Origin of the sequence: Saccharopolyspora sp. NPDC000359 (assembly GCF_040300525.1) — a bacterium.
Taxonomy (GTDB): Bacteria; Actinomycetota; Actinomycetes; order Mycobacteriales; family Pseudonocardiaceae; genus Saccharopolyspora.
In genome coordinates this window covers 25,841-49,821 of sequence record NZ_JBEPDU010000038.1, presented here as the reverse complement: position 1 = coordinate 49,821, position 23,981 = coordinate 25,841, and the positions used below count along the sequence as shown (strand labels likewise).

Annotated in this window: 20 protein-coding genes; 7 read left to right on the top strand and 13 right to left on the bottom strand. The window is 71.9% G+C overall.

All coding sequences use genetic code 11. From position 1 onward, the window contains the following. The first annotated feature begins 87 nt into the window (after positions 1–87). Together pknB and mptB are read left to right on the top strand one after the other, a co-directional pair. Entirely contained in the window at positions 88–2,022 is a 1,935-nt protein-coding gene (gene pknB, locus ABT324_RS23145) for a Stk1 family PASTA domain-containing Ser/Thr kinase (protein ID WP_351181237.1), read from the top strand. Positions 2,023–2,180: 158 nt separating this feature from the next. Then, positions 2,181–3,740 carry a polyprenol phosphomannose-dependent alpha 1,6 mannosyltransferase MptB gene (mptB, locus tag ABT324_RS23140; RefSeq protein ID WP_351181234.1) on the top strand — a complete coding sequence of 520 codons (1,560 nt, stop codon included), beginning with the start codon at positions 2,181–2,183 and terminating at the stop codon, positions 3,738–3,740. A gap of 88 nt (positions 3,741–3,828) precedes the next feature. Here the strand turns inward: mptB and ABT324_RS23135 are convergent, their stop codons facing one another. Then, positions 3,829–5,217, bottom strand: coding sequence for a class II 3-deoxy-7-phosphoheptulonate synthase (locus tag ABT324_RS23135; RefSeq protein ID WP_351181231.1), 1,389 nt, complete (start codon positions 5,215–5,217; stop codon positions 3,829–3,831). Positions 5,218–5,537: 320 nt separating this feature from the next. Here ABT324_RS23135 and ABT324_RS23130 point away from each other — a divergent pair, with 320 nt between their 5' ends. Then, entirely contained in the window at positions 5,538–6,311 is a 774-nt protein-coding gene (locus tag ABT324_RS23130) for a hypothetical protein (RefSeq protein WP_351181228.1), read from the top strand. 1 nt (position 6,312) lies between these two features. Here the strand turns inward: ABT324_RS23130 and ABT324_RS23125 are convergent, their stop codons facing one another. From ABT324_RS23125 to ABT324_RS23110, 4 genes are all read right to left on the bottom strand, one after another. Beyond that, entirely contained in the window at positions 6,313–7,773 is a 1,461-nt protein-coding gene (locus ABT324_RS23125; protein WP_351181225.1) for an MFS transporter, read from the bottom strand. Positions 7,774–8,404: 631 nt separating this feature from the next. Next, a complete protein-coding gene (locus ABT324_RS23120) occupies positions 8,405–9,430 on the bottom strand; it encodes a 6-phosphofructokinase (RefSeq protein WP_351181306.1) in 1,026 nt (341 codons plus the stop codon). Positions 9,431–9,608: 178 nt separating this feature from the next. Further along, positions 9,609–10,109: a polyadenylate-specific 3'-exoribonuclease AS gene (locus ABT324_RS23115; protein ID WP_351181221.1), complete on the bottom strand. Its 501-nt coding sequence runs from the start codon at positions 10,107–10,109 to the stop codon at positions 9,609–9,611. 46 nt (positions 10,110–10,155) lie between these two features. Then, positions 10,156–10,905, bottom strand: coding sequence for a lysophospholipid acyltransferase family protein (locus tag ABT324_RS23110; RefSeq protein ID WP_351181218.1), 750 nt, complete (start codon positions 10,903–10,905; stop codon positions 10,156–10,158). Between the two features lie 207 nt (positions 10,906–11,112). Between ABT324_RS23110 and ABT324_RS23105 the strand changes: the two genes are divergently transcribed. Together ABT324_RS23105 and ABT324_RS23100 are read left to right on the top strand one after the other, a co-directional pair. After that, entirely contained in the window at positions 11,113–11,355 is a 243-nt protein-coding gene (locus tag ABT324_RS23105; RefSeq protein WP_351181215.1) for a hypothetical protein, read from the top strand. Next, positions 11,352–11,807, top strand: coding sequence for a DUF308 domain-containing protein (locus tag ABT324_RS23100; protein WP_351181212.1), 456 nt, complete (start codon positions 11,352–11,354; stop codon positions 11,805–11,807). The genes ABT324_RS23105 and ABT324_RS23100 overlap by 4 nt, the downstream gene beginning before the upstream one ends. Before the next feature lie 7 nt (positions 11,808–11,814). Here ABT324_RS23100 and ABT324_RS23095 read toward each other — a convergent pair whose 3' ends face one another. From ABT324_RS23095 to ABT324_RS23075, 5 genes are all read right to left on the bottom strand, one after another. Next, positions 11,815–12,768: an ROK family protein gene (locus ABT324_RS23095; RefSeq protein WP_351181209.1), complete on the bottom strand. Its 954-nt coding sequence runs from the start codon at positions 12,766–12,768 to the stop codon at positions 11,815–11,817. Next, entirely contained in the window at positions 12,762–13,121 is a 360-nt protein-coding gene (locus tag ABT324_RS23090) for a hypothetical protein (protein WP_351181206.1), read from the bottom strand. Before ABT324_RS23090 ends, ABT324_RS23095 begins: the two co-directional genes overlap by 7 nt. Then, positions 13,118–14,335, bottom strand: a complete 1,218-nt coding sequence (locus ABT324_RS23085; RefSeq protein ID WP_351181203.1) for an ArsA family ATPase — start codon at positions 14,333–14,335, stop codon at positions 13,118–13,120. The genes ABT324_RS23090 and ABT324_RS23085 overlap by 4 nt, the downstream gene beginning before the upstream one ends. 4 nt (positions 14,336–14,339) lie before the next feature. Continuing rightward, complete coding sequence (locus ABT324_RS23080; RefSeq protein WP_351181200.1) at positions 14,340–14,783, bottom strand: SRPBCC family protein; 444 nt, start codon at positions 14,781–14,783, stop codon at positions 14,340–14,342. 64 nt (positions 14,784–14,847) lie between these two features. Then, positions 14,848–15,636 carry a metallophosphoesterase family protein gene (locus tag ABT324_RS23075; RefSeq protein ID WP_351181197.1) on the bottom strand — a complete coding sequence of 263 codons (789 nt, stop codon included), beginning with the start codon at positions 15,634–15,636 and terminating at the stop codon, positions 14,848–14,850. 231 nt (positions 15,637–15,867) lie between these two features. On the opposite strand from ABT324_RS23075, the gene ABT324_RS23070 reads away from it, so the two are divergent. Continuing rightward, complete coding sequence (locus tag ABT324_RS23070; protein ID WP_351181195.1) at positions 15,868–17,676, top strand: AMP-dependent synthetase/ligase; 1,809 nt, start codon at positions 15,868–15,870, stop codon at positions 17,674–17,676. Between the two features lie 32 nt (positions 17,677–17,708). Here the strand turns inward: ABT324_RS23070 and ABT324_RS23065 are convergent, their stop codons facing one another. The 3 genes from ABT324_RS23065 to ABT324_RS23055 form a co-directional block, all read right to left on the bottom strand. Further along, positions 17,709–18,971: a peptidase MA family metallohydrolase gene (locus ABT324_RS23065; protein WP_351181192.1), complete on the bottom strand. Its 1,263-nt coding sequence runs from the start codon at positions 18,969–18,971 to the stop codon at positions 17,709–17,711. Between the two features lie 106 nt (positions 18,972–19,077). Beyond that, positions 19,078–20,049 carry a C40 family peptidase gene (locus tag ABT324_RS23060; protein WP_351181189.1) on the bottom strand — a complete coding sequence of 324 codons (972 nt, stop codon included), beginning with the start codon at positions 20,047–20,049 and terminating at the stop codon, positions 19,078–19,080. A 455-nt stretch (positions 20,050–20,504) separates the two neighbouring features. After that, on the bottom strand, positions 20,505–21,863 hold the full coding sequence (locus ABT324_RS23055; RefSeq protein ID WP_351181186.1) for an NYN domain-containing protein: 1,359 nt from the start codon (positions 21,861–21,863) through the stop codon (positions 20,505–20,507). 89 nt (positions 21,864–21,952) lie between these two features. On the opposite strand from ABT324_RS23055, the gene ABT324_RS23050 reads away from it, so the two are divergent. Continuing rightward, positions 21,953–23,671 carry a DEDD exonuclease domain-containing protein gene (locus ABT324_RS23050; RefSeq protein WP_351181183.1) on the top strand — a complete coding sequence of 573 codons (1,719 nt, stop codon included), beginning with the start codon at positions 21,953–21,955 and terminating at the stop codon, positions 23,669–23,671. Positions 23,672–23,981: the final 310 nt, after the last annotated feature.

Here is a 23,981-nt window from a genome sequence, read left to right as displayed (position 1 = left end):
ACAATCGAGGTGGAAAGGTTACCCGGCGGTTGGCGGACAATGACTTCTGAGACACGGCGAGGACGCGGCGCGAGCCTCGTCGGAGCCATGCTCGAACGCCGGTACCGGGTCGACGCGCTGATCGCCCGCGGTGGCATGTCCACCGTCTACCGAGGCCTGGACACCCGGCTGGACCGGCCGGTGGCGATCAAGGTCATGGACGCCCAGTACTCCGGCGACCGGTCCTTCGTGGAGCGCTTCGAGCGCGAGGCCCGGGCCGCGGCGAAGCTGCACCACCCCGACATCGTGGCCGTCTACGACCAGGGCGTGGACCACGGCGCCGACGAGGAGCACGTCTTCCTGGTGATGCAGCTGGTCGAGGGCTGCACGCTGCGCGACGCGATCATGGACCGGGGCGGTCGGCTGCCGCTGGCCGTGGCGCTGAGCGTCATCGAGCCGGTGCTCTCCGCCCTGGAGGCCGCCCACCGGGCCGAGATGGTGCACCGCGACGTCAAGCCGGAGAACGTGCTGATCGGCACCGACGGCTCGGTCAAGGTCGCCGACTTCGGGCTGGTCCGCGCGGCCGCCGAGGCCGGGACGACCAGCGGCAGCGTCATCCTCGGCACCGTCGCCTACCTCTCCCCCGAGCAGGTCACCACCGGTGCCGCGGACGCGCGCACGGACGTCTACGCGGCCGGGATCGTGCTCTTCGAGATGCTCACCGGTCGGCCGCCCTACGTGGGCGACACCGCGCTCTCGGTGGCCTACCGGCACGTCAACGACGACGTGCCGCCACCGGTCGAGCTCGTCCCCGACCTGCCACCGGCCATCAACGACCTGGTGGTGCGCGCCACCCGCCGCGACCCGGAGCAGCGCCCGCAGAGCGCCGAGGCGTTCCTCGCCGAGGTGCAGCAGGCGCGCGCCGAGCTCGGCATCTCGCTGGTCCCGGTGCCGGTCCCGGAGTCCGCCGAGAGCACCACGCTGATGCCCACCATCAGCGACGACCCGCCGACCGCGCAGATCCCAGTCGTCCAGGACGCGCCGCCCCCGCCCGCCCCGCCGCAGCGGACCCGGGCGATGCTGCGCCCGGCCACCGACGACGACTACACCCAGGAGATGCCGCCGGTCCCGGCCGGACCGGTCCGCGAGCGCCGCCGGGGACGGCGGACCGTGGCGATCTGGACCGCGGTCGTCCTCGTGCTGGCCGCCCTGGTGGGCGGTGCGGCGTTCTGGCTGGGCATGGGCAGCTACGTGGACGTGCCCAAGCTCACCGGCGAGACCGAGGAGACCGCCCAGCAGGCGCTCACCAGCGCCGACCTGGTGGGCAACGTGACCCGGGAGCACGACAACACCGTGCCGGAAGGCGTGGTGATCAGCTCCAACCCCGCCGAGGGCGCGCAGGTGCGCACCGGCAGCACCGTCGACCTGGTGGTGTCGCTGGGCAAGCCCAAGGTGCCGGAGGTCGCCGAGGGCACCCCGCTGGCCGAGGCGGAGAGCATCATCCGCAACGCGAAGCTGCAACCCACGCACGACGAGTCCGCCGACCAGTTCCACACCAGCGTGCCGGAGGGCCGGGTCATCAGCGTCGACCCCGCACCGGGCACCCCGCTGAACATCAGCGGCGAGGTGCGGCTGATCGTCAGCAAGGGCCCGCCGCCGGTCCCGGTGCCCGACGTGCGCGGGATGAGCCGCGAGGACGCCTTCACCACGCTGAGCGGCGCCGGGTTCGAGCCCTACGACCTGGGGCAGCAGTTCGACTCCGACGTCGAGGCCGGGCACGTCATCAGCACCGACCCGGAGACCGGCACCGAGGTCCGGTTGGTCGGCAGGCCGCGGGTCGGGGTGCTGGTGTCGAACGCGGTGACGGTGCCCAGCCTCAACGGGGTCAGCGTGGAGGAGGCGCAGCAGCAGGTCGCGGCGCTGGGGCTGCGGCTCAACGTCAACTCGTTCTTCCACCGGGACAACATGACGATCTGGGGCCAGCTGCCGCTGCCCGGATCGCGGGTCGAGCCGGGAAGTGAAATCCACGTCACGGCGTTCTGATGTGATCCTGATCTCCATCGGGTTGCGTAACGTTTTCCCGCCGTGGGATCTACCTGCGGCTACTGGGTGCCCCAGCATCGCCCGATAGGTGGTGCCGCGGCGGGTCTGGCCTGGTCACAGGTGGCGCGCGGACTGGTTGTGGAAATATTGGCGGCACGATGCCCCCGACTGTTTCCACCGAGTCGGCACCGGACTGGTCCGAACGGACCACCAGCACGGCAGCCGACCAGGCCAGCGGCGGACGGCGCGAGAGCCGCCCGCTGCCCCTGCGCACCATCGCGCTGGGCGCGATCGGCTCGGTGCTGCTGCTGATCGGTTCCTTCGGGGCGGGCGGAACGCTCGTGCACGACCCGGTGCTCGGCACCGGCCCGCTGTCGGTGCTGCGCTTCGGGCACGGCCGCGACATCGCGGTAGCCGTCGTCTACCTCGGGTTCGCGCTGCTGGTGTGGGCTTGGGTGCGGCTCGGTCGCGGCGTGCTGGCGCACCTGGTGACCTCCCGCGGCGTGCTGTGGGCGACAGTCGCCTGGCTGGCGCCGATGCTCATCGCCCCGCCCTTGTTCACCCGCGACGTCTACAGCTACCTGGGGCAGGGGCTGCTGGCGCTGCACGGCCTCGACCCCTACGGCGTCGGACCGTCCGCGCTCACCGGCCCGATCCCGGAGAACGTGCACCCGACCTGGCAGACCACGCCCGCGCCGTACGGGCCGCTGTTCATGGGCGTGGCCAAGGGCGTGATCCTGCTGGCCGGGCACGACATCATCGCCAGCGTCATCGTGATGCGGCTGGTACTGCTGGGCGGCCTGGTGATGCTGATCTGCGCGCTGCCCGGCCTGGTGCGCCACCTCGGCGGTCGGCTGCCGGTCGCGCTGTGGCTGGTCGCGGCCAGTCCGATGACCGTGGTGCACCTGGTGGGCGGCCCGCACAACGACATGCTGATGATCGGGCTGCTGTCGGTCGGCACGCTGCTCGTGCTGGAGGGCCGCCACGCCAGCGGGATCGCGCTCGCCTCGGCGGCGATGGCGATCAAGGCCACCGCCGGGCTCGCGCTGCCGTTCCTGGTGTGGATCTGGGCGTCCCGGCTGACCGGCCCGCTGTGGTCGCGGTTCCTGCGCGCCGTGTTCCCCGCGGTCGGGATCTTCGCGGTGGTCTTCGGCGGGTGCACGCTGCTGGCCAAGGTGGGTTTCGGCTGGTTGTCGGCGCTGTCGGCTCCGGGCATGATCGTCAACTACCTGTCCGCGCCCACCGCCGTGGGGCAGGCGGCGCACACCCTGGTCTCGCTGTTCGGCGAGGCCAACATCTGGCCGTTCGTGGGCGCCACCCGGACCCTCGGCTCGGTGCTGCTGGTGGCGATCCTGGCCTGGAACTGGTGGCAGGCGCGCGAGGGCGGCCCCGAAGCGGTGCGCCGCGCGGCGATCGTCCTGTGCTGCGGCGCCTTCCTGTCCCCGGTCCTGCTGCCCTGGTACACGACCTGGGGCCTCGCGCTGGGCGCGGCGTTCGCCTGGACCCCGCGGGCCCTGTCGTACGTGGTCGGGGCGTCGATCGCCCTGGTCCTGGCGTACTACCCGGACGGCGAGCAGGCCATGTACAACTGGCCGTTCGTGGCAGTGGGCATCGGCGCCGCGGTCCTGGGCGCCCTGTCCCTGGTCCGCTTCGACCCGCTGGGCCTCAGCGGGGCGTTCGGCCGCCTGTCGCGGGCGCCGCTCGCAACGCGCCGCTAGCGGCCTCGACGGTGCTGCTCCGGCTGCCACGCCGAAAAGGGGAAGGCCCCGGAACCGCGCGCGGTTCCGGGGCCTTCGCGCCAGTCGTTCAGCCGCGGAGCATCTCGGCGACCAGGAACGCCAGTTCCAGGGACTGCTGGGTGTTCAGGCGCGGGTCGCAGGCCGTCTCGTAGCGGCCCGCCAGGTCGGTGTCGGAGATCTCCTGCGCGCCGCCCACGCACTCGGTGACGTCCTCGCCGGTCAGCTCCACGTGGATGCCGCCGGGGTGGGTGCCGAGCCGGTGGTGCACCTCGAAGAAGCCCTGGACCTCGTCCACGATCCGGTCGAAGTGGCGGGTCTTGTAGCCGGTGCTGGCCTCGTGGGTGTTGCCGTGCATCGGGTCGCACTGCCAGATCACCTGGTGGCCGGAGGCGGTGACCTTCTCCACGATCGGCGGCAGCGCGTCGCGCACCTTGCCGTTGCCCATCCGGCTGATCAGGGTGAGCCGACCCGGCTCGTTGTTCGGGTCCAGCCGCTCGACGTACTCCACGGCCTGCTCCGGGGTGGTGCCGGGGCCGATCTTGATGCCGATCGGGTTGGAGATCAGCTCGGCGAAGGCGATGTGCGCGCCGTCGAGCTGGCGGGTCCGCTCCCCCACCCACAGGAAGTGACCGGAGAGGTCGAACAGGCGCGGCTTGTCACCGGTGGTGTCCAGCCGCAGCATGGCGCGCTCGTAGTCCATCACCAACGCCTCGTGGCTGGCGTAGAACTGCACCGAGTGCAGGCTGGAGTCGTCGACGCCGCAGGCGGCCATGAAGCGCAGCCCGCGGTCGATCTCGGCGGCCACCGACTCGTAGCGCTCCCCGGCCGGGGAGTTGAGCACGAAGTCCTTGTTCCAGTCGTGCACCTTGGTCAGCGCGGCCATCCCGGCGCTGGTCAGGGCGCGGGAGAGGTTCATCGCGGCGCTGGCGTTGGCGTAGGCGCGGATCAACCGCGACGGGTCGTGGCGGCGCGCTTCCTCGGTGGCGACCAACGAGTTGATCATGTCGCCGCGGTAGGACGGCAGCCCGAGCGCGTCGGTGTCGCTGGAGCGCGGCTTGGCGTACTGCCCGGCGATGCGGCCGAGCTTGACCACCGGCATGCTCGCGCCGTAGGTCAGCACCACGGCCATCTGCAGCAGGGTGCGGATGTTGCCGCGGATGTGCGGCTCGGTGTTGTCCGCGAAGGTCTCCGCGCAGTCGCCGCCCTGCAGCAGGAAGGCCTCCCCCCTGGCGACCGCGGCCAGGTGCTGGCGCAGCCGGTCGACCTCGGTGGGGACGGTCACCGGAGGAACGCTCTCCAGCACCTTCCGGACGTTGTTCGCCTGTTCCTGGTCCGGCCACTTGGGCTGCTGGGCAGCTGGGCGGGCCAGTGCGTCGTCGAGCCGGGCACGCATCTCGGGCGGCAGCGGCGGCAGTTCGGGCAGGTCATCCACGGGGACGTCGACGGTCCAGTTCACGTTCCCAGAATAGGCGGTCAGCGCCAGCGGTTTTACTCCGGGAAGCCCGTCCCACGATGCGGAAGCCCAGCGGGGCTCGATTCAGTAGCCGCCGCCGAGCTCGCGGTGGCTCCCAGCTGTGGGGTGAGCCCCAGCCCGACCGCCCCCGCCGGGCGGCGCGGACCCGCCCCTGACGCCCCGCTGCGCCACGGCGCACAGCCCGCTCCCCGCAGTCCGGCGATCTCGCGCTTCCGGAGGGCGCCGGCAACAAGATCGAACCGGCCCCAAGCACCCACGGTGATCACTATGCTTCGTTCCGCACAGGACGGAGAGGAGCTGCAGTGACGCGCACGCGGCCGGAACCGGTGGAGGCCCAACCGGAGCGCAGATCCATGGCGCAGCGGTTGTGGCCGATCGGGATCGTCGCGGACGTCGCAGCTGTGGTCACCCTCGTGAGCGGCTCGAAGACGATCCTCGCCGCCGTCATCGCCGCAGTGGCCCTCCTGCTGGGCGTGGTGCACCTAGCCGCGAACGTGGGCAAGCTCGTCGACCGGTGGGTCATCGTGTCCGTCGCGGGGATCGTGGCGGGCGCTGTGGTGATCACCGTCATCGTCACCCAATCCGTGCACGGCGTGGTCGCCCCGCCCAACGGCCAGGCCGCCTCACCACCGACCTCGAGCCCCGCGCCGCACAGCCCGGCGCCCACTCCCCCTTCGTCGGCACCCATCAGCACCGACCCCGCCGCGCCCCCGGTCAAGCGGCAGACCGGCGACGACCCCATCGTGCTGACCAGCGCCTACTCCCTGGACCTGGACTCGGACGACCCGTTGTGGGTCGCCAAGAAGGACGAGGGGACCTCCGGCAGCGACCTCCGCAACAGCTCCGGCACCCTCTACGCGCCGGACGACCTCGCGCCCGTGCCCGCCGACGCGACCTACGAGGACTGCGTGCGAGCGGGCTACGTCGACTACCTCTCCTCCAGCGACATCGAACCGGGCACCGCGTTCTGCGTGAAGACCTCCGGCGGCGCTTACGCCCGGGTCATCATCCGGGACAGCCAGGACGAGGCCACGCGGCTGACGCTGGACGTCGTGGTGTGGGAGGAGCCCGCCTAGGTCAGCGCACTGCTGCCTCCTCGCGCTGCCACTCCGCCTCGACCGCGTCCGCGTCGTAGCCGACCGGCTCCCACCGCTTGACCAGCAGCGCCACCAGGCCCATCAGCGGGGCCAGCGCGATCACCCAGAAGACGCCGCTGCCGAAGGCGGCGCTGAGCACCGGGAAGAAGAACAGCGCCAGGGTGGAGCCGACCCGCAGGGTGCCCTGGTTGAAGCCGATGCCGGTGCCGCGCATGCTCGTCGGGTAGCTCAGCGAGGCGAAGCTCATGAAGTGCGCACCCGGCCCGGAGGCCTGGGCGAACATGAACGCACCCAGCGCGAAGATCGCGAACAGCACGTACGTGGCGGCCGAGGGCTTGCCGATCAGCGCCAGCACCACCAGCGACGCCAGCTGCACCGCGAAGCCCACGAAGGTCATCTTCCAGGCGCCGGTCCGGTTCGCCAGCCGGATGCCGAGCAGGCCACCGGTGACCGCGAAGACCAGGTTGAGCACCAGGGATGCGGTGATGGTGTTCAGCGCGCCCTGGGCGAGGATGCTGGTGATGATGATCGGCAGGCCGTAGGCGACCGCGTTGTAGCCGAAGGTCTGGGCCAGGCCGATGGTCAGCGCCTGGACCGTCCGGCCGCGGTAGCGCGGCTCGAACAGCCTCGCGAAGTCGCGCAGCCCGCGGCGCTCGGCCGGCTTCCCCGCCACCTCGGCGTCCGGGGCCACCACGGCGTTGACGCCGTAGGACTTGCGCAGGATGCGCGCGGCCCGTTCCAGGTCGCCCTGGTTGGCCGCCCAGGACGGCGACTCGTTCATGTACTTGTTGCGCACCAGCAGGATCACGATCGCCGGGACCGCGCCGAAGCCGACGGTGAACCGCCACAGCAGGTCGTGGTGCTGCTCGGGCAGCGCGAAGTACAGCCCCATGATCACCAGGTAGCAGGCACTGGTGGCCACGTACCAGGCTGGCGACCAGGCGGCGGTGCGGGACCCCTTGCTGCCCTTGCCCTTCAACCGGGAGAACTCGGCCAGGAACGCCATGGCGACCGGGATGTCCATGCCGACGCCGAAGCCCATCAGGAACCGGAAGAGGATCAGGACCTCCATGTTCGGCGCGAGCGCGCAGCCGATCGCGGAGACCACGAAGAACAGCATGTCGGCCATGAACACCCGGTAGCGGCCGAGCCGGTCGACCAGGACCCCGCCGAGCCAGGCGCCGAAGATCGCGCCGACGCTGATCGAGGCGGTGACCGCGCCCGCCCCGGCCGGGGACAGCCCGAACTGCTGCTTGATGTCGGTGATGCCGTAGGCCAGCGAGGTCAGGTCGTAGGCGTCGAGGAAGATGCCGCCGAGCGCCAGCAGCACGATCATCTTCGCGTGGGTGCCCCGCGCGGCACCCGAGTTGACCAGTTCGGTGACGTCCCGGGCCGAGCGGATGAGCACCTGCTCCCCGCCGGCCCCTGGTTGCGTGGACACTGCTTCCCCTCCGCGTCGAACGATCGTGCGCGGCGCAGGGTGCGCAGGCGCGGCCCAGCCGCGTGCACGGCCCCAACGCCCAGTCGCGAGGGATTAGCCTAACTGGCGGAACACCAGCGTCCACATGCTGGAACACCCTTGTCCAAGCCCCATCCAGACGCGCGATTCCGCTGGAAACCAGGCATCCGACCTCAATGGGAACCGCACGGCCCCCAGACGCGCCACCGGCGTGTCGGGCACCCGACACGCCGGTGGACCGCAGTTTCAATTGAAACTGCGCCCGGACCCCCACTCATCCGGCGACGCGCCACCGCTCGTTCCCGCCAAAGATGAAGGGCACATCTCGCCGACTCAGTCGACGAAAGGTGCCCTTCCCCAACGCCCGTGATCGGCACTGGACGCCAACGGAGTCAGCTTCGCTGTTCACCCGGGGGTACAGTTTCAATTGAAACTGGTTGTGTCGGGCGACCGCCCGCGAGGTTTCCGGCGAGATCACCTCGATGGAAATCCGACGTGCGAGCTCAATGAAATCGCGTGCAGCCCGGACACCCCAGTGGCGTGTCGGGTGCCCGACACGCCGGGGGGTTCGGGGTCGGGTCGCAGTTCGCGTGGGCGTGCGACCCGACCTGGGTCAGCCGAAGAGGACTTCGGCTTCGGCGTAGCGCTCCAGGGGGACCGTCTTGAGCTGGGCCGTCGCTTCGCGCAGCGGGACCCGGACGATGTCCGTGCCGCGGAGCGCGACCATCTTGCCGTAGTCGCCCTCGGTGATCGCGTCGATGGCGTGCAGGCCGAAGCGGGTCGCCAGGACCCTGTCGTACGCCGTCGGGGTGCCGCCGCGCTGCACGTGGCCGAGCACCACCGCGCGGGACTCCTTGCCGGTGCGCTTGGCGATCTCGTCCGCCAGCCAGGTCCCGACCCCGCCCAGCCGGACGTGACCGAAGGCGTCCCGCTCGCCGGTGACCAGCAGCTCCTTGCCACCCTGCGGCACCGCGCCCTCGGCGACCACGATGATCGGCGCGTACTGGCGCTCGAAGCGCTGCTCCACCCACTCGCAGACCCGGTCGACGTCGAACGGCTGCTCCGGCACCAGGATGACGTTGGCGCCACCGGCCAGGCCGGAGTGCAGGGCGATCCAGCCCGCGTGGCGGCCCATCACCTCCACCACCAGCGCGCGGTGGTGCGACTCCGCCGTGGTGCGCAGCCGGTCGATGGCCTCGGTGGCGATGTGCACCGCCGTGTCGAAGCCGAAGGTGTAGTCGGTGGCGTCCAGGTCGTTGTCGATCGTCTTGGGCACCCCGACCACCGGCACCCCGTCGTGGGTCAGCTGCTCGGCGACGCCGAGGGTGTCCTCGCCGCCGATCGCGATCAGCGCGTCCACCTGGTGCTCGGCCAGGGTGGCCTTGAGCTTGGCGATGCCGTCGTCGACCTTGTACGGGTTGGTCCGCGACGAGCCGAGGATGGTGCCGCCGCGGCTGAGGATGTCCTCGACGCGGTCCAGGGTGAGCGGCGTGGTCAGGCCCTCCACCGGGCCCAGCCACCCGCTGCGGAAGCCCAGGACCTCGTGCTGGTGCACGGAAATCCCCTTGCGGGTCACCGCCCGGAGCACCGCGTTGAGACCGGGGCAGTCGCCGCCCCCGGTGAGCACTCCGACACGCATTCCAGCGGGCATGGTCTCGCCGCCTCCTCAGTGAGCCAGGTTGTGATCGGGGTCTCCCCCGAACCCAGCCTGGCACGGACTGGATCGTTGCAGCAAGTAACCGCGTATTTACCGGGCGCGGACCCGCCGTGGGAACGCGCGGAGATCAACCGTGCGGATGAATGGGAACGCGGGCGGGTCAGATCGCGAAGCCCCGCTTGCGGCGGACGTCCTCGATCACCTTCCAGCGCTCCAGGTTGTGCTTGGCGTCGGCGAGGGCGTCGTGGGCGTTCTCCGGGGCGGGCGGCAACTTCGGCTTGCCGACGTCCTCCCAGCGCTGGCGGAGGTCCCGGGTGAACTTCGGGATCCGCGACGGCAGCATCGGCATCGCGCCCCACAGCTGGGCCAGCGCGACGTGGTCGTAGGCCGCGTACCAGGCCCACAGCTCGGGGTTCGAACCGCGCGAGGTCAGGAAGCTGTAGAGGTCTTCGCGGATCCGGGCGCGGGAGCGCCAGCACGGGTCGGCGGGCGGCGGCAGCTGCGGCAGCACGTGCTGCCGGACCCAGGCACCAGCCCGGGAGGCGTCGAACTCGGTGGACACCGCGTAGAACTCGCGGCCGGATTCGTCGACCATCCCGATCGACACCAGCTCGATGGTCTGCCCGTCCTCGATGAACTCGCAGTCGTAGAAGAACCTCACCAGGTCAGCGTAGGTGCCGCCGTGGTGGGCTCCGGTCGCGGGCCGGTCAGCCCGCCTTCGACTCCGGCAGCCGGCCGCCCGGGCGGGTGGACCCCCAGCCCGCGACCTGCTTGCCCTGCGCGGTCATCTCGTCCTTGACCTTGGCCGCGTAGACGTCCACGTACTCCTGGCCGGACAGCTCCATCAGCGCGTACATGATCTCGTCGGTGATCGACCGCTCCACGAACCGGTCACCGGCCATCCCCTCGTAGCGGGAGAAGTCCAGCGGCGGGCCGACCTTGACCACGACCTTGTGCGGGTACCACATCTTCGAGCCGATCGGGTTGACCCGGTCGGTGCCGAACATCGCGATCGGGATCACCGGGGCACCGGACTCCAGGGCCATCCGCGCCACCCCGGTCTTGCCCTTGTACAGCCGACCGTCCGGCGAGCGGGTGCCCTCCGGGTAAACGCCGAGCAGCTTGCCCTCGCGGAGCAGCCGGACCCCGGTGTCCAGCGCGGCCTGCGCGGCGGCGCCGCTGGAGCGGTCGATGGGCACCTGCCCGACCCCGGAGAAGAAGTACTTCTTGAACTTGCCCTTCACGCCCTTGCCGGTGAAGTACTCGCGCTTGGCCAGGAAGGTGACCCGGCGCGGCATCATCAGCGGCATGAAGAACGAGTCGGCGACCGCGAGGTGGTTGCTGACCAGGATCGCGCTGCCGGTGCTGGGCACGTGCTCGACGCCTTCGACCTTCGGACGGCAGAACAGCTTCATCAAGGGCCCGAGCAGGATGTGCTTCATCACCCAGTACAACACCGTGCCGCCGCCTCCCTGCCCAGCAAGATTTCGCTGCTCAGCCTACGGAGCACGCGCGACCAGCACAATGCGGTCGCGGCGATGGTGATCTAGTCGATCCCGGCGCGACCGGACCAGCGGGGTTCGGCGACTCGAGACCGTCCCGTTCGTCGGTCCCGCATGCGACCATGAAGCGGTACTGGCACGCCGATGCTTTGGGAGGCCGCAGTGCCCGTGCTCTCCGGCGCCGAACCGCCCCCGCCCGACGGGTCGGACGACATCGGCGCCCGGCAGCCGCTGCTGCTGTCCCGTCCGGCGGTCGACCACGTCGTCGAACCGGCGACCGCCGCGACCGTGTTGGCGAACCGCTCCCAGGTAGCGGCGCCGGACCACGACGCGCCGCGGGTCGTCGGCGGTAGCGTCGAACTCCTGCAACGGATCCACCGCGACCAGGTCGAGGAAGTCGTATGAGCACGCGCCACGACAGCACCGACGGACCGGAGGACATCGACGCGGCCTTCGCCGAGATCGTCGCCGACCTGGAGCGGGACGAGACCTTCGCGCGTTGGCCCGAGGACCGCGAACCGGCCGACGAGGGCGGGCGGGCCGAAGCGCCCGGACCGACCGCGGCCGCACCGGCCGACAGCGGCCCCCGCGACTGGGCGCCGACGGCCGAGGTGGAGGACGAGCACTACGTGCCGCCGGAGCCCCCGCCGCTCCCGACACCACGGCTGGGGACCCTGGCCGGCATCGCGGTGGTCGTGGTGGGCGTGCTGTTCGCGCTGATCCCGGGCTTGGCGGGGGTGTCGAGCACGATCACCCTGCCGCTGGGCCTGGTCCTGATCAGCGGCGGCATCGGCTGGCTCCTGCTGCGCCTGCGCCAACCCCCGCGCAGCTCCGACGACGACGGCGCGCAGGTCTGACCGGAGTTCACCCTCCCGAGGGAGCTCTGGCGGTGTTGAGGACGTGCTCCCGGGCCAGGGTCGCGGCGCCGATCATGGCCGCCGGGTCCCCGTGGTGCGCGACGACCACGTCGGCCAGCGGCCGGTGGCCCGCGCCGGTGACCACCGCCGCGTAGTGCTCGCGCGCCGCGTCGAGGTACAGGTGCGCCGAGGCCGAGACGCCACCGGCGATCACCACGACCTCCGGGTCGTAGACGTCGGCGACCAGCGCCAACCCCTCCCCCAACCAGCGCGCCAGGTCGTCCACCGCGCGCCGCGCGAGCGGATCGCCCGCTTCCGCCGCGTCCGCCACGTCCACGCCGGTCGGTTCGGCGAGCTCGCGCAACGCGCTCGGTTCGCCGCTGGCGCGCAGGAGCTCCGCCGCGGTGGCGGCCAGCGCGGTTCCGCTGCAGTAGCGCTCCAGGCAGCCGCGCTTGCCGCAGGAGCACTGCCGCCCGTCCGGGACGACCCGCAGGTGCCCCAGTTCCGGCGCCACCCCGCGGGCACCGCGGAAGACCTGGCCGTCGACCACCAGGGCGGCCCCGATGCCGGTGCCGATGGCCACCAGCGCGGCCACCCGGGCCCCGGCCGCGGCGCCGAACCGGTGCTCGGCGACCGCCGCCGCGTTCGCGTCGTGCTCCAGCACGACCGGGAGCCCGAGGCGCTCGGCGAGCTCGTCGGCGACCGCGACGTGCCGCCACGCCAGGTGCGGGGCGAAGCGCACCACCCGGCGGTCCTCGCTGACGAAGCCCGCCACCGCGAGCCCGACCGCGGCCACCGGGTACCGGTCGGACAGCCCGCGCACCGTGGTCGCGATCGCCGCGTTCAGTTCGGGTCCGGTGCTCGGCGTGGGAACCCGGCTGGTCTGGAGGATTTCACCGTGCGGATCGACGACCGCGGCGCGGACGCTGGTCCCGCCGACGTCCACTCCGATGGTCAGCACCGCGCCTCGGTCCCGTCCAGCACTGTCCCTCCCACCCGCTGCACGCGGATCCGCTGCACCTTGGGTGAGGCAGCCGGTTCGGGTTCCTCGGCCGGTTGCGCCTCGGGTTCGGCCATCGCCTGCCGCAGCAGCTGGACGATGCCCAGCAGCTGGTCGTTGAGCTCCGGGCGGTGCCCGCGCACCAGCGCCACCGCCGCGCACAGCGGGCACCAGCCGCAGCCGCGCTGCTCGGTCTCAGCGGGTGGGGCGCAGCCGCGCAGGTACTCCTCGGCCTTGCCCGCCAGCGCGTCGAGCAGCAACCGCAGCTCCTCGACCAGCTGATCGTGCTTGCGCGTCTCGTCCACCGCTCTCACCGCATCCACTGTTCCGGATCGGGCTGGAAGCGCACGGTCAGCCCGTCGTCCCCGGCGATCGCCGACGTCACGGTGCACCGCCGCAGCACCGCGGGCAGCGCGACCAGCCGACGACGTCCGTCCACCGTGATCGCCAGCTCGTCGCCGACGCGGGCCAGGTCCAGCTCCGCCGCGGGGTGCAGCGGAAGCGCGATCTGCAGGGCGTACTCGGCCTCCAGCGTCCGACCGCCACCGGTGACCCGCATGGCCGGTGCGCTCGCCCGGACCTCCAGCGGGTCCGCCTCGGCGTAGAGCTCGGCGCCGAGCTCCAGGAGCGCTTCGACCCCCACCGGTTCGGCGGCGCGGTGCTCCACGACGTGCAGCGGCAGGTCGGTCGCGGCGCGCAGGGCGTCGAGGACGTCCTCCTGCTCGCGGCGCCGGGTGCGCAGCCACTGCGCCGCCGCGCCCCGCGCCGACCCCGGGCTGGGCACGACGCGGTTGGCGATCAGGCCGTCCACCCGGATCTGCTGCAGCGCCAAGGCGGTCAGGGTCCGGCGGGTCTCCGCGGCGACCACGGATTCCGGGGTCAGCACCAGCCGCACGCTGGTGCCGGGGTCGGCGAGCAGGTCCTTGAGCGCGGCGAGTCGTTCCGCCAGCCGCCCGAGCCCGTCGGCGACCGAGTCCCAGCGCTGCACCTGGTCGCTGCCGGCGATCCCGGCCAGCAGTCCGCGCACCGCGCGGCGGTGCGCCGGGAACAGCCGCTCCAGGTACCCGGCCAGCGATTCCGGCAGGGCGAGCAGCCGCAGGGTCTCCGCGGTCGGGCCGCAGTCGACGAGCACGGTGTCCCACAGTCCGCTGGCGGCCAGCCGGTGCACCTCGGTGAGGGCGAGGAGGTCCTCCACACCGGGCAGCACGGTGAGCTCCTCGGCGTCGACCTCGTCCACCCCGGCGCCCTGCAGCATCGTCCGCAGGTGCTCGCGCAGCTCGCGCCAGGTCCCGTCGACGAGCGCCCGGGTCTGCACCTCCGCCGCGTGCAGCACCGCGCGGGAACCGTCCAGCCGCACCTCCGCGGGCTCCGCGCCGAGCTCGACGCCGAGGGCGTCGGCCAGCGAGTGCGCCGGGTCGGTGGAGACCACGAGCACCTTGCCGCCAGCCCCGGCGACGCGGGCGGCGGTGGCCGCGGCGAGGGTGGTCTTGCCCACCCCGCCCTTGCCGGTGAACAGCAGGATCCGCAACGGGTTACTCGGCGCTCTCCACGCGGCGCTTGAGCTCCTTCAGCGCCGTGTCCATGATCATCTTCTCCGCCTTGCGCTTGAACATCCCGATCATCGGGATGGCCAGGTCCACCGCCAGGCTGTAGGTGACCTCGGTACGGTCGTCGGCCAGCGGGTCGAGCCGGTAGCTGCCGTGCTGGGCCTTCTGCACCTGGCCCTCGGTGAGCTCCCAGCTCACCGACAGGCCGTCGGCCGCCCAGTCGTAGACGTTGACGTAGGTGTCCTTGACCACCCCTGCGTCCAGGACGAAGCGCACCTTCGCGGCCTTGCCCTCCGAGGTCCGCGACTGCACCTCGGTCTCCTTCACCGCCGCCGCCCACTCCGGGTAGGCGGCGAAATCCCCGATGACGTCCATGATCCGCGCAGCGGGGGCCTCGATCACGATGGACTGGGTGGACTGATCGACCATGCGCCGCAGGTTACCGGGTGGCACCAGGGGCAGCGGCGTGGAGGACCTGGGTTCTCCGTCACCCTCACCAGCGGATCGCGTAGGGCCGCCCGGTGCGCTGGAAGTGCCCGACGTTGACGCATTCCGTGCGCCCGACCCGAACCCGCTGCGCCAGTGGTTGGTGCACGTGCCCGAACAGCGACCAACGCGGCTGGTCAGCGGCGATCCGCTCGACCAGCGCGGCCGAGCCCAGCTCCGGTCGGCGGGCCACCACGTCGTAGACCAGCTCCGGGATGGCGGGCGGCAGGTGGGTGCAGAGCACGTCCAACCGCGGCAGGGCCGCCACCGCAGCGTCGTACTCCTCGGCTGGCCGCAGGTACGGCACCCAGGCGGCGTGCTTGCGCAGCGTCGCGCCGGGCGGGAGCACGGTGCCACCGACGAAGCCGAAGGTCAGGCCGCCGATCTCGACGCTGCCCCCGTCCAGCACGTGCACCCCGGCACCGGCGAACTCCGGCCACAGGTGCGGCGCGTCGACGTTGCCCGGCGTGGCGTAGGTGGGCGCGGTCAGCGCGCCGAACAGCTCGGCGTACTGCTCGCGCACCGCGTCCTCGACCACCTGGGCCGGGTCCGACAGGCTCTCCCAGAGGGACCGCACGTAGGCGCCGAACTCCGACAGCTGCGGGCCGCGGCGCAGCTCGGCGAACCGGGCCACCTTCTCCGCGCCGAACACGCGCCCCAGGATCCCCCGGCCGTGGTCGTGGTAGTCGACGAAGTCGATCAGGTCGCCGAGCACCACCAAGGCGTCGGCGCCGTCGCCCGCGCGCTTGAGCGCCTCGACGTTGCCGTGCACATCCGAAACGACGTGGACCCGCATCCGACTCCCATCCACCAGCGACTGCTCCCCCGAACCTAATCCGTCCCCGGGCCGCCGCCCACCGCCTGTGGTGCGACCTGCGCGGGCGGCCGGGGGACCGGAGTCCCCCGAGCAGCCACTTCGGGATCTAGGCTGTGCTGGCTGACGCGGTCGCCCACGGGGGACTACCGCTCAGTAACTATCGGCGTTAGGTTGTGCCCCACGGACTGGCGTGTTTTCGGAGGTTTCGACGTGCGAGAGTTCAGCGCACCAGCCACCACGGCGGTGGCCGATGACGAGAACCTCACCGACATGGTGTGGGCCAACGCGGAGCGCTTCGGGAGCACGGTGAGCTTTCGGCGCCGGGTGGACGGCACCTGGGTCGACGTCACCGCCGCGGACTTCGCCGCGCAGGTGCTGGCCGTCGCCAAGGGCCTGGTGGCCAGCGGCCTGCAGCCGGGTGACCGGGTCGGGCTGATGTCCCGGACCCGCTACGAGTGGAGCCTGCTGGACTTCGCGATCTGGACCGCGGGCTGCGCCACGGTGCCGATCTACGAGACCTCCTCGGCCGACCAGGCCGAGTGGATCCTCACCGACTCGGGTGCCAAGGCGGTCTTCGTGGAGACCGAGGCACACCGCGCCGAGGTGGACAGCGTGGTGAACCGGCTGCCCGAGGTCTCGCGCGTGTGGCAGATCGAGGGCCCGAGCAGCGGCGGTGCCGCGGCCGCGGTGGACGAGCTGACCGCGCTCGGCGCGGAGGTCGAGGACCGTGAAGTGCACCAGCGGCGCCGCGCGGTGGGCGCCGACGACGTGGCGACCCTGATCTACACCTCGGGCACCACCGGTCGCCCCAAGGGCTGCGTGCTGACCCACCGCAACGTGCTCGCCGAGGTGCGGGCCGACATCGAGGCGTTCCCGCAGCTGACCAAGGCGGGCAACTCGATGCTGATGTTCCTGCCGATGGCGCACGTGCTCGCCCGCGCGATCACCGTGATGTGCGTCTACGGCCGGGTCACCCTCGGGCACACCAGCGACGTCAAGGACCTGGTCGCCGACCTCGGCTCGTTCCGGCCGACGTTCGTGCTGGCGGTGCCGCGGGTGTTCGAGAAGGTCTACAACACCGCCAAGCAGAAGGCGCACGGCAGCGGCAAGGGCAAGATCTTCGACACCGCCGAGGAGACCGCGGTCGCCTACAGCCGCGCCCTGGACTCCGGCGGCGCCGGGCTGCCGCTGAAGCTCAAGCACCTGGTGTTCGACAAGCTGGTCTACGGCAAGCTGCGGGCCGCGCTGGGCGGCCGCTGCATCGCGGCGGTCTCCGGCGGCGCTCCGCTGGGCGAGCGGCTGGCGCACTTCTTCCGCGGCGTCGGCGTACCGGTGCTGGAGGGCTACGGCCTCACCGAGACCACCGCGGCCGCCGCGGTGAACGTGGAGACCGCGTTCAAGGTGGGCACCGTCGGCAAGCCGATCGCCGGGACGACGATCCGCATCGCCGAGGACGGCGAGGTGCTGGTCAAGGGCGACGTGGTGTTCCGCGAGTACTGGAACAACCCGCAGGCCACCAAGGAGTCCCTCGAGGACGGCTGGTTCCACACCGGTGACCTGGGCTCGCTCGACGAGGACGGCTTCCTGCGCATCACCGGCCGCAAGAAGGAGATCATCGTCACCGCGGGCGGCAAGAACGTCGCCCCGGCGGTGCTCGAGGACGCGCTGCGGTCCCACCCGCTGATCAGCCAGTGCATGGTCGTCGGCGACAAGAAGCCGTTCATCGGCGCGCTGATCACCCTCGACCCGGAGTTCCTGCCGTCCTGGCTGGCCAACAACTCCCGGCCGGAGGACACCCCCGCGGCCGACCTGGTGGACGACCCGGACCTGCGCGCCGAGGTGCAGAAGGCCGTCGACGAGGCCAACAAGGCGGTGTCCCGCGCCGAGCAGATCAAGCAGTTCCGCATCCTGCCGGAGGACTTCACCGAGGCCAGCGGCGAGATGACCCCGAGCATGAAGCTCAAGCGCAACAAGGTGGCCCAGAACCACGCGGCCATTATCGAGGCCATCTACTCGTGAGTGCTCCTGGTGGTTCGCACCACCGCGAGCACTCACGAACCGAAGGCGGCGGGCAGGGAAGCGGCCCAGTCCGCGGTGAGCTCGGCCGTGGTCAGGCCGGTTTCCCCGCGGAGGGCGGCTTCCACCTCCGCTGGTGAGTCGGTGGCCGCGATCCGGCGGTAGAGCTGGACCACCCGCTGTTCACCGAAGCGGTCGACCAGGTGGCGGACGAGGGACCAGGACTGCTGGTAGGCCAGGTCCAGGCGGCGGCCCGCCTGGTGGAACTCGGCACTCCCCGGCAGCTGCTCGGGCGGGCCGCTGGTGCGCAGCTGGCGGGCCAGTGCCGGGGCGATGTCGCGCGGCGGCAGCCCGGTGCCGCGGTAGCCGACGTAGTCGGCGAAGCCCTCGCGCACCCACAGCGGAGCACCATCCACTGTGTACGGGCGCGTGGCGATGTGGGTGACCTCGTGGCGCAGCACCACTTTCAGCGCCGCGTCGGACAACTCAGCCGCCGTCCTCGGGTTGAGCACCACCCGCGGTCCCTCGACCCGGTGCGCCGCGGTGTCCACCCGGTCCGCCACCGCGACCGCCGCGATCCCCTCCACCGCGAACCCGGCGCCCACCATCGCGCGCAACTCCTCCTGCGAGGCCGGGATCAGCACCCCCACCCGCTGGTCCCAGCCCGGGCCCCACACGCCGGTCACGTCGCGGACCACGGCGTCCAGCTGCCGCGCCACCCGCTCGACCGGTTCCCGCTCGTGCCCGATCACCAGCCCGTTCGCGGTACGCGCGACGTGGCACGGGCCGAAGTCCCAGGGTCCGCGCCACCGGTGCCGCCCGGAATCGTCCGCGACGAACCAGGAACCGCCCCGGCGCACGAAGGAGTGCTCGACCGAGCGCTGCGTCGGAACTCCGTCCACACCGGCCAGCGCGTAGCGCAGCGCGACGTCCGGCCGCCACACCCCACCCGGGACCGGCGGCTCGGTCGCGTCGAGCTGGTACGACCACTCGGCGAGCGGAACGGTCGCCAGGGCCCGGAACCACGCCAGCTGCCGCTGCCGGAAGTGCTCCGGCGCCAACGGGTCCACTGTGGCCGCGAACGCCGCCTCGTCCCCAGCTCGGACCGCGGCGGCGCGCCGCGCGAGCAACTCCTGCACCGCGATTTCCGGCACTGCCCCCGAAACCACCGACTGCGCCTGCTCGACGACCTGCGGCACCCCCGGCAGCGCGGGCAGGCCGATGGCCGTCATCCCGACCAGCACCGCACCGGACGCGACCACCGCCAGCCACCCCCGAACGCCCTCCGACCCCAGCACACGGCGCATCGTAGGGCGGGGGACATTCCGGACACCGTCCGGCCTCGCGCAAGAGCACTCGGGGCCGGTGCGCGGCTGCGCACCGGCCCCGTTGCGATCAGTCGGTTCAGCCCGCGACGCGGCGGATCGCCGTCACCGGACCGATGTTCTTGTAGCTGGAGACCTTGACGACGTCGTTGGTGGTCGGCGCGTGCACCGCCTTGCCGTTGCCGATGTAGATCGCCACGTGGCTGACCGGGCTGTAGTAGAAGATCAGGTCACCCGGCTTCAGGTCGCCCGCGGAGACCGAACGCCCCTGGTTGACCTGGGTCTTGGTGGAACCGCCGAGGGTGACCCCGGCCTGCTTGTAGGCCCAGTAGGTCAGCCCGGAGCAGTCGAACTGCGACGGCCCCTTGGCGCCCCACACGTACGGCGAGCCCTGCTTGCTCAGCGCGTAGTTGACGGCCTTGACCGCCGTGCCGGAGCCGCCGATCAGGCCGACGTCGAGGTCACCGTCGGTCTTCAGCGAGTCCTGGTCGGCGCCGGAAAGCTCGGCGTAGCGCTCCTTGACCTTGTCGATCTGCTCGTCCATCTCGTCGGACTTCTTGTGGAAGTCCTCGAGGAGGCGTGCCGCGTCGGCCTCGGCCTGCGCCGCCCGGTTGCGGGCGTCCTGCGCGGCGCGCTCGGCGTCCTCGGCCTGCCGGCGGGCGGAGGCCAGCGCCTGGACCGCTTCGTTGTTGTCCTTGGCCAGCGCGTCCAGCGCGGACGCCCGGTTGAGGAAGTCCTCGGGTGTTTCGCTCACCAGCAGCGCGGACAGCTTGTTCAGCCGGGCGCCCTGGTAGGAGGCGTGGGTCAGCTGGTCGACCTGACCGCGGAACTTCTCCTCGTCGGCCCTGGCCTGGTTGGCGACCTGCTCCGCCTGGCCCGCCTCGGCGTTGGCCCGGTCGAGCTCGGCCTGCTTGGCCTTGTGGTCGTCCTCGGCCTTCTTCATGTCCTCGGTGAGCTGCTCAGCCTTGTGCTGCAGCTCGCGCACCTGCTTGGCGGCGTCCGAGGCGTTGTCGGGAAGTTGTGGGTCTGCGAGCGCCGGCCCGGAGGTCATGCCAACGACGGCGACAACCGCAGTCGCGGCCAGGGCTCCTCGCAGAGATCGCTTAAGTCGGTGCGACGCCACGTCGCGCACTGCTCCTTCTGCTTCTCCACCCGCTCACCTGACCGGATGCCCCCGTCTCCGGTCTGGCCGACTCCCCGACAAGTCGTTCCAGCGGTGCCCCGTGGGCCACCCGGTCTGGGCAACTGATCGCCACGAGGTCCCGAGTAGGTTACGAAAGGTGAGGCGCAACGTCCAGAAGCGGGGGCCAAAATGTGCGCACCTCCGCACAAGATCCCTAACGGAGGAGAGGCATGCGCTCACGGTGACGAACTTGGCGCTCGGATCACCTGGAATCATGAAGATCAGCAACCGCGGACCCGGAGATCGAACTCACCCGGGTGATCTCCTATGAGATCGACCACGCCGCGCCCGATCTGCGGGCGGTCGATCCCGTCGCCAAGGGGTCAGACCCGGTTCAGCCGCGCCAGCAGCATCGCCGAGGGCACCGCGTACGCCCCGCGCCGCTGCACGGAGGTGACCACCGCGCGGTCCGAGGTCGCCACCACCACCTGACGCCCCTTCGGCTCGGCCGAGACCAGGTCGCGGATCACGTCGTCGGCCTGCACCCCGGGTTCGCTGAACAGCACCCGCACCCCGCGCGGCCCGGCCGTCGGCACCGCCAGCACGTCGGCGCCGTCGAAGACCACCGTGACCTCCGCACCGGTCCGCGCGGCCAGCGCCGCCAGCTGGTGCGCCAACCGGTCCCGCTGGTCCGACAGCGGCAGCTCCGGGTACCCGGTCTTGGTCACGTTGTAGCCGTCCACGATGAGGTGCACGGCGGGCAGCCCCAGCAACCGGTCCAGCGCCGCCACGTCCGGGACCTCGCCGGTGGCCCCGGAATGCGCCCGCACCCGCTGCACCACGTCCGCGGGCCGCGGCCCGCTCCCGCTCGCGCCGAGCTCCCGCCGCAGGCCACCCACGGCGCCCTCCAGCGTCTCCAGCAGCAGCGCCAAGCGCACCTCGTCGCCCTGCCGGGCTTCTCGGGCGCTCTGCCGCGCCACCTCGACCTCGGCGTTCGCGCGCTCCGCGCGCCGCCGCTCATCCCGCGCCCGCGCCCGCTCCCGATCGCGCTCCGCGGCGATCTCCGCGACCTCCGCGTCGCGCTCCGCCCGCATGGCCGCCAGCTCGCCACCCGCCCGCTCCGCGGCGTCCTTGGCCTCCTTGAGCCGCACGCCCTGCTCGCGGAGGCGTTTGCGGAGCCGGTCGGCTTCGGTGCTGTTCTCCTCCCCCACCCGGTCCGCGGCGCGGCGGGCTTCGGCGAGTTCGGCACGCAGCCGGTCCACTTCGGCGGACAGGCGCTCAGCCCGGGCCACCGCGGAGTCGCGTTCGCTGCGCAGCTGGCCCTGCTCGGCGCGGAAGCCGATGAGCTCGGCGTAGTGCGGCGCGATCGGCGAGCCCTGCAGCACCGCCGCCGCGGCGACCACGACCGGGTCCTGCGCGTCGAGGGCGAGCGCCTCCGGGCGGTGCTTGCAGCACCAGTCCACCACCGCGGTGCGGAACACCGAGGAGTCGCGCAACGCGGCGAGCAGCGCCGACTGTCCCAGTTTGGCGCGCTTGGCCGGGGCGAACTTGACCACCGGGCGCAGCTGCACCGGCACGTCCGTCGGACGCATCTCGCCCAAGGCGCCCGCGGCCAGTTCGGCGAGCCTGGCGCGCAGCGGGCCGGGCAGGTCGTCCCACTCCACGGACGACGCACCGCCGGTCTGCTGTGCACTGTCCACAGCAGACTCGTCAGGTTCGGGGGTGTCCGCTGACCCCGGCATCGGTGGCGCCACCCCCACAGGCTAATCGCCGGAGGCCCGGAACCCCGCATCCACCGCGCTGTCGGTAGCGGGACGTAACGTGATCGCCGATGTCCGCGCACCCGCAGCTGTCCTTCGACGAGATCCTGACCAGCGAGGAAGTCCCGCTGCACGAGGTGACCTTCGTGGTCGTCGACCTGGAGACCACCGGCGGTGATCGCGGTCAGGACGCGGTGACCGAGATCGGCGCGGTCAAGATCCGCGGCGGCGAGGTGCTCGGCGAGTTCGCCACCCTGGTCAACCCGGAGCGGGGCATCCCGCCCGCGGTCGTGACGATCACCGGCATCACCGAGGCGATGGTCGTCGACGCGCCCCGGATGGACACCGTCCTGCCCGCCTTCCTGGAGTTCTGCCGCGGTTGCGTGCTGGTCGCGCACAACGCCCCGTTCGACACCGGGTTCCTGCGCGCCAACTGCGAGCGGCTCGGCCTGCGCTGGCCAAAACCGCAGGTCGTGGACACCGTCCGGCTGGCCCGCCGGGTGCTGACCAAGGACGAGACGCCGAACTACAAGCTCGGCACGCTCGCCCGGGTGCTGGGTGCGCGGACCGAACCGGTGCACCGGGCGCTGGACGACGCCCGCGCCACCGTCGACGTGCTGCACTCGCTGCTGGAGCGGGTCGGGTCGCTGGGCCTGCGGACGCTGGACGACCTGCTCAGCCACCTCCCGGACGTCACCCCGCAGCAGCGCGGCAAGCGCGGGCTCGCCGACCAGCTGCCGAACGCGCCCGGCGTGTACCTGTTCCGCGGGCCCAACAACGAGGTGCTCTACGTGGGCACCGCGACGGACCTGCGGCGGCGGGTCCGGCAGTACTTCACGGCTGGCGAGCGGCGCAGCCGGGTCAAGGAGATGGTGGCGATCGCCGAGCGCGTCGACCACGTCGAGTGCGCGCACCCGCTGGAGGCCGAAGTGCGGGAGCTACGGCTGCTCGCCGCGCACCAACCGCGCTACAACCGCCGCTCCAAGCACCCGCAGCGCGCCTGGTGGGTGGTGCTGACCGAAGAGCCGTTCCCGCGCCTGTCGATCGTGCGCACCCCCAAGCCGGACGCGATGGGACCGTTCCGATCCCGCCAGACCGCCGCCGACGCCGTCGAAGCGCTGCAAGCGGTGACGGCGGTGCGCCGGTGCACGGAGCGCATCCCGGCGCGAGCCCCGCAGGGGCGTCCGTGCGCCCTGTACGAGCTGGGGCGCTGTGGCGCGCCCTGTGCAGGCCGTCAGAGCGCCGCGGAGTACGAACCCGAGGTGATCTCCATCCGCGAGGTCATCGGCGGCCGCAGCGCCGTCCTGCTGGAGCGCCTGCGCGACGAGCTCGACCGCCTCTCGGCGCTCCAGCGGTTCGAGGACGCCGCCGCGCACCGCGACCAGCTCGCCGGGTTGGTCCGCTCGCTGGACCGCGGCCAGCGGCTGGCCGCGCTGGCGTCGGTCGCCGAGCTGGTCGCGGCCCGGCCGGACGGTCGCGGTGGCTGGCACCTGTCGGTGATCCGCCACGGCAAGCTGGCCGCGGCCGGGACCGCGCGCCGCGGCGTTCCCCCGATGCCGGTCGTGGACCTGCTGCAGGCGTCGGCGGAGACCGTCATCCCGGGCCCCGGCCCGCTGCGCGGCACCACCGCGGACGAGGCCCGGGTGGTCTACCGCTGGTTGACCACCGGCGGCACCCGCCTGGTCCGCTGCTCCACCCCGTGGACCGAACCGGCGGGTGCGGCGGGCGCCTGGCAAACCTGGCTGGACAAGGCCATCAACGGCCGAACCGCCTACGCAGCCATCGACTGACCCCAACCGCAGTTTCAACTGAAACCGCAAACCCCACCCACGCCGGACCACAGTTTCAACTGAAACTGCGGGCCCCACCCACGCCGGACCACAGTTTCAGTTGAAACTGCGAACCCCACCCACGGCAGATCACAGTTTCAGTTGAAACTGCGGGCCCCACCCACGGCAGATCACAGTTTCAGTTGAAACTGCGGGCCCCAGGCACGGTAGATCGCAGTTTCAGTTGAAACTGCGGGCCTGGGGTCGGTTGGGGCGTTGGGTTGGCGTAGCGAAGAGGCCCGGCACCCTCGTCGGGTGCCGGGCCTCTTCG

Excerpts from the sequence above, each read along its gene's own strand:
- ABT324_RS23055 (WP_351181186.1), bottom strand. The coding sequence starts at position 21,863 with ATGCCGGGGTCAGCGGACACCCCCGAACCTGACGAGTCTGCTGTGGAC.
- ABT324_RS23050 (WP_351181183.1), top strand. The coding sequence starts at position 21,953 with ATGTCCGCGCACCCGCAGCTGTCCTTCGACGAGATCCTGACCAGCGAG.
- ABT324_RS23120 (WP_351181306.1), bottom strand. The coding sequence starts at position 9,430 with ATGCGTGTCGGAGTGCTCACCGGGGGCGGCGACTGCCCCGGTCTCAAC.
- pknB (WP_351181237.1), top strand. The coding sequence starts at position 88 with ATGCTCGAACGCCGGTACCGGGTCGACGCGCTGATCGCCCGCGGTGGC.
- ABT324_RS23075 (WP_351181197.1), bottom strand. The coding sequence starts at position 15,636 with ATGCGGGTCCACGTCGTTTCGGATGTGCACGGCAACGTCGAGGCGCTC.
- ABT324_RS23080 (WP_351181200.1), bottom strand. The coding sequence starts at position 14,783 with ATGGTCGATCAGTCCACCCAGTCCATCGTGATCGAGGCCCCCGCTGCG.
- mptB (WP_351181234.1), top strand. The coding sequence starts at position 2,181 with ATGCCCCCGACTGTTTCCACCGAGTCGGCACCGGACTGGTCCGAACGG.
- ABT324_RS23100 (WP_351181212.1), top strand. The coding sequence starts at position 11,352 with ATGAGCACGCGCCACGACAGCACCGACGGACCGGAGGACATCGACGCG.
- ABT324_RS23060 (WP_351181189.1), bottom strand. The coding sequence starts at position 20,049 with ATGACCTCCGGGCCGGCGCTCGCAGACCCACAACTTCCCGACAACGCC.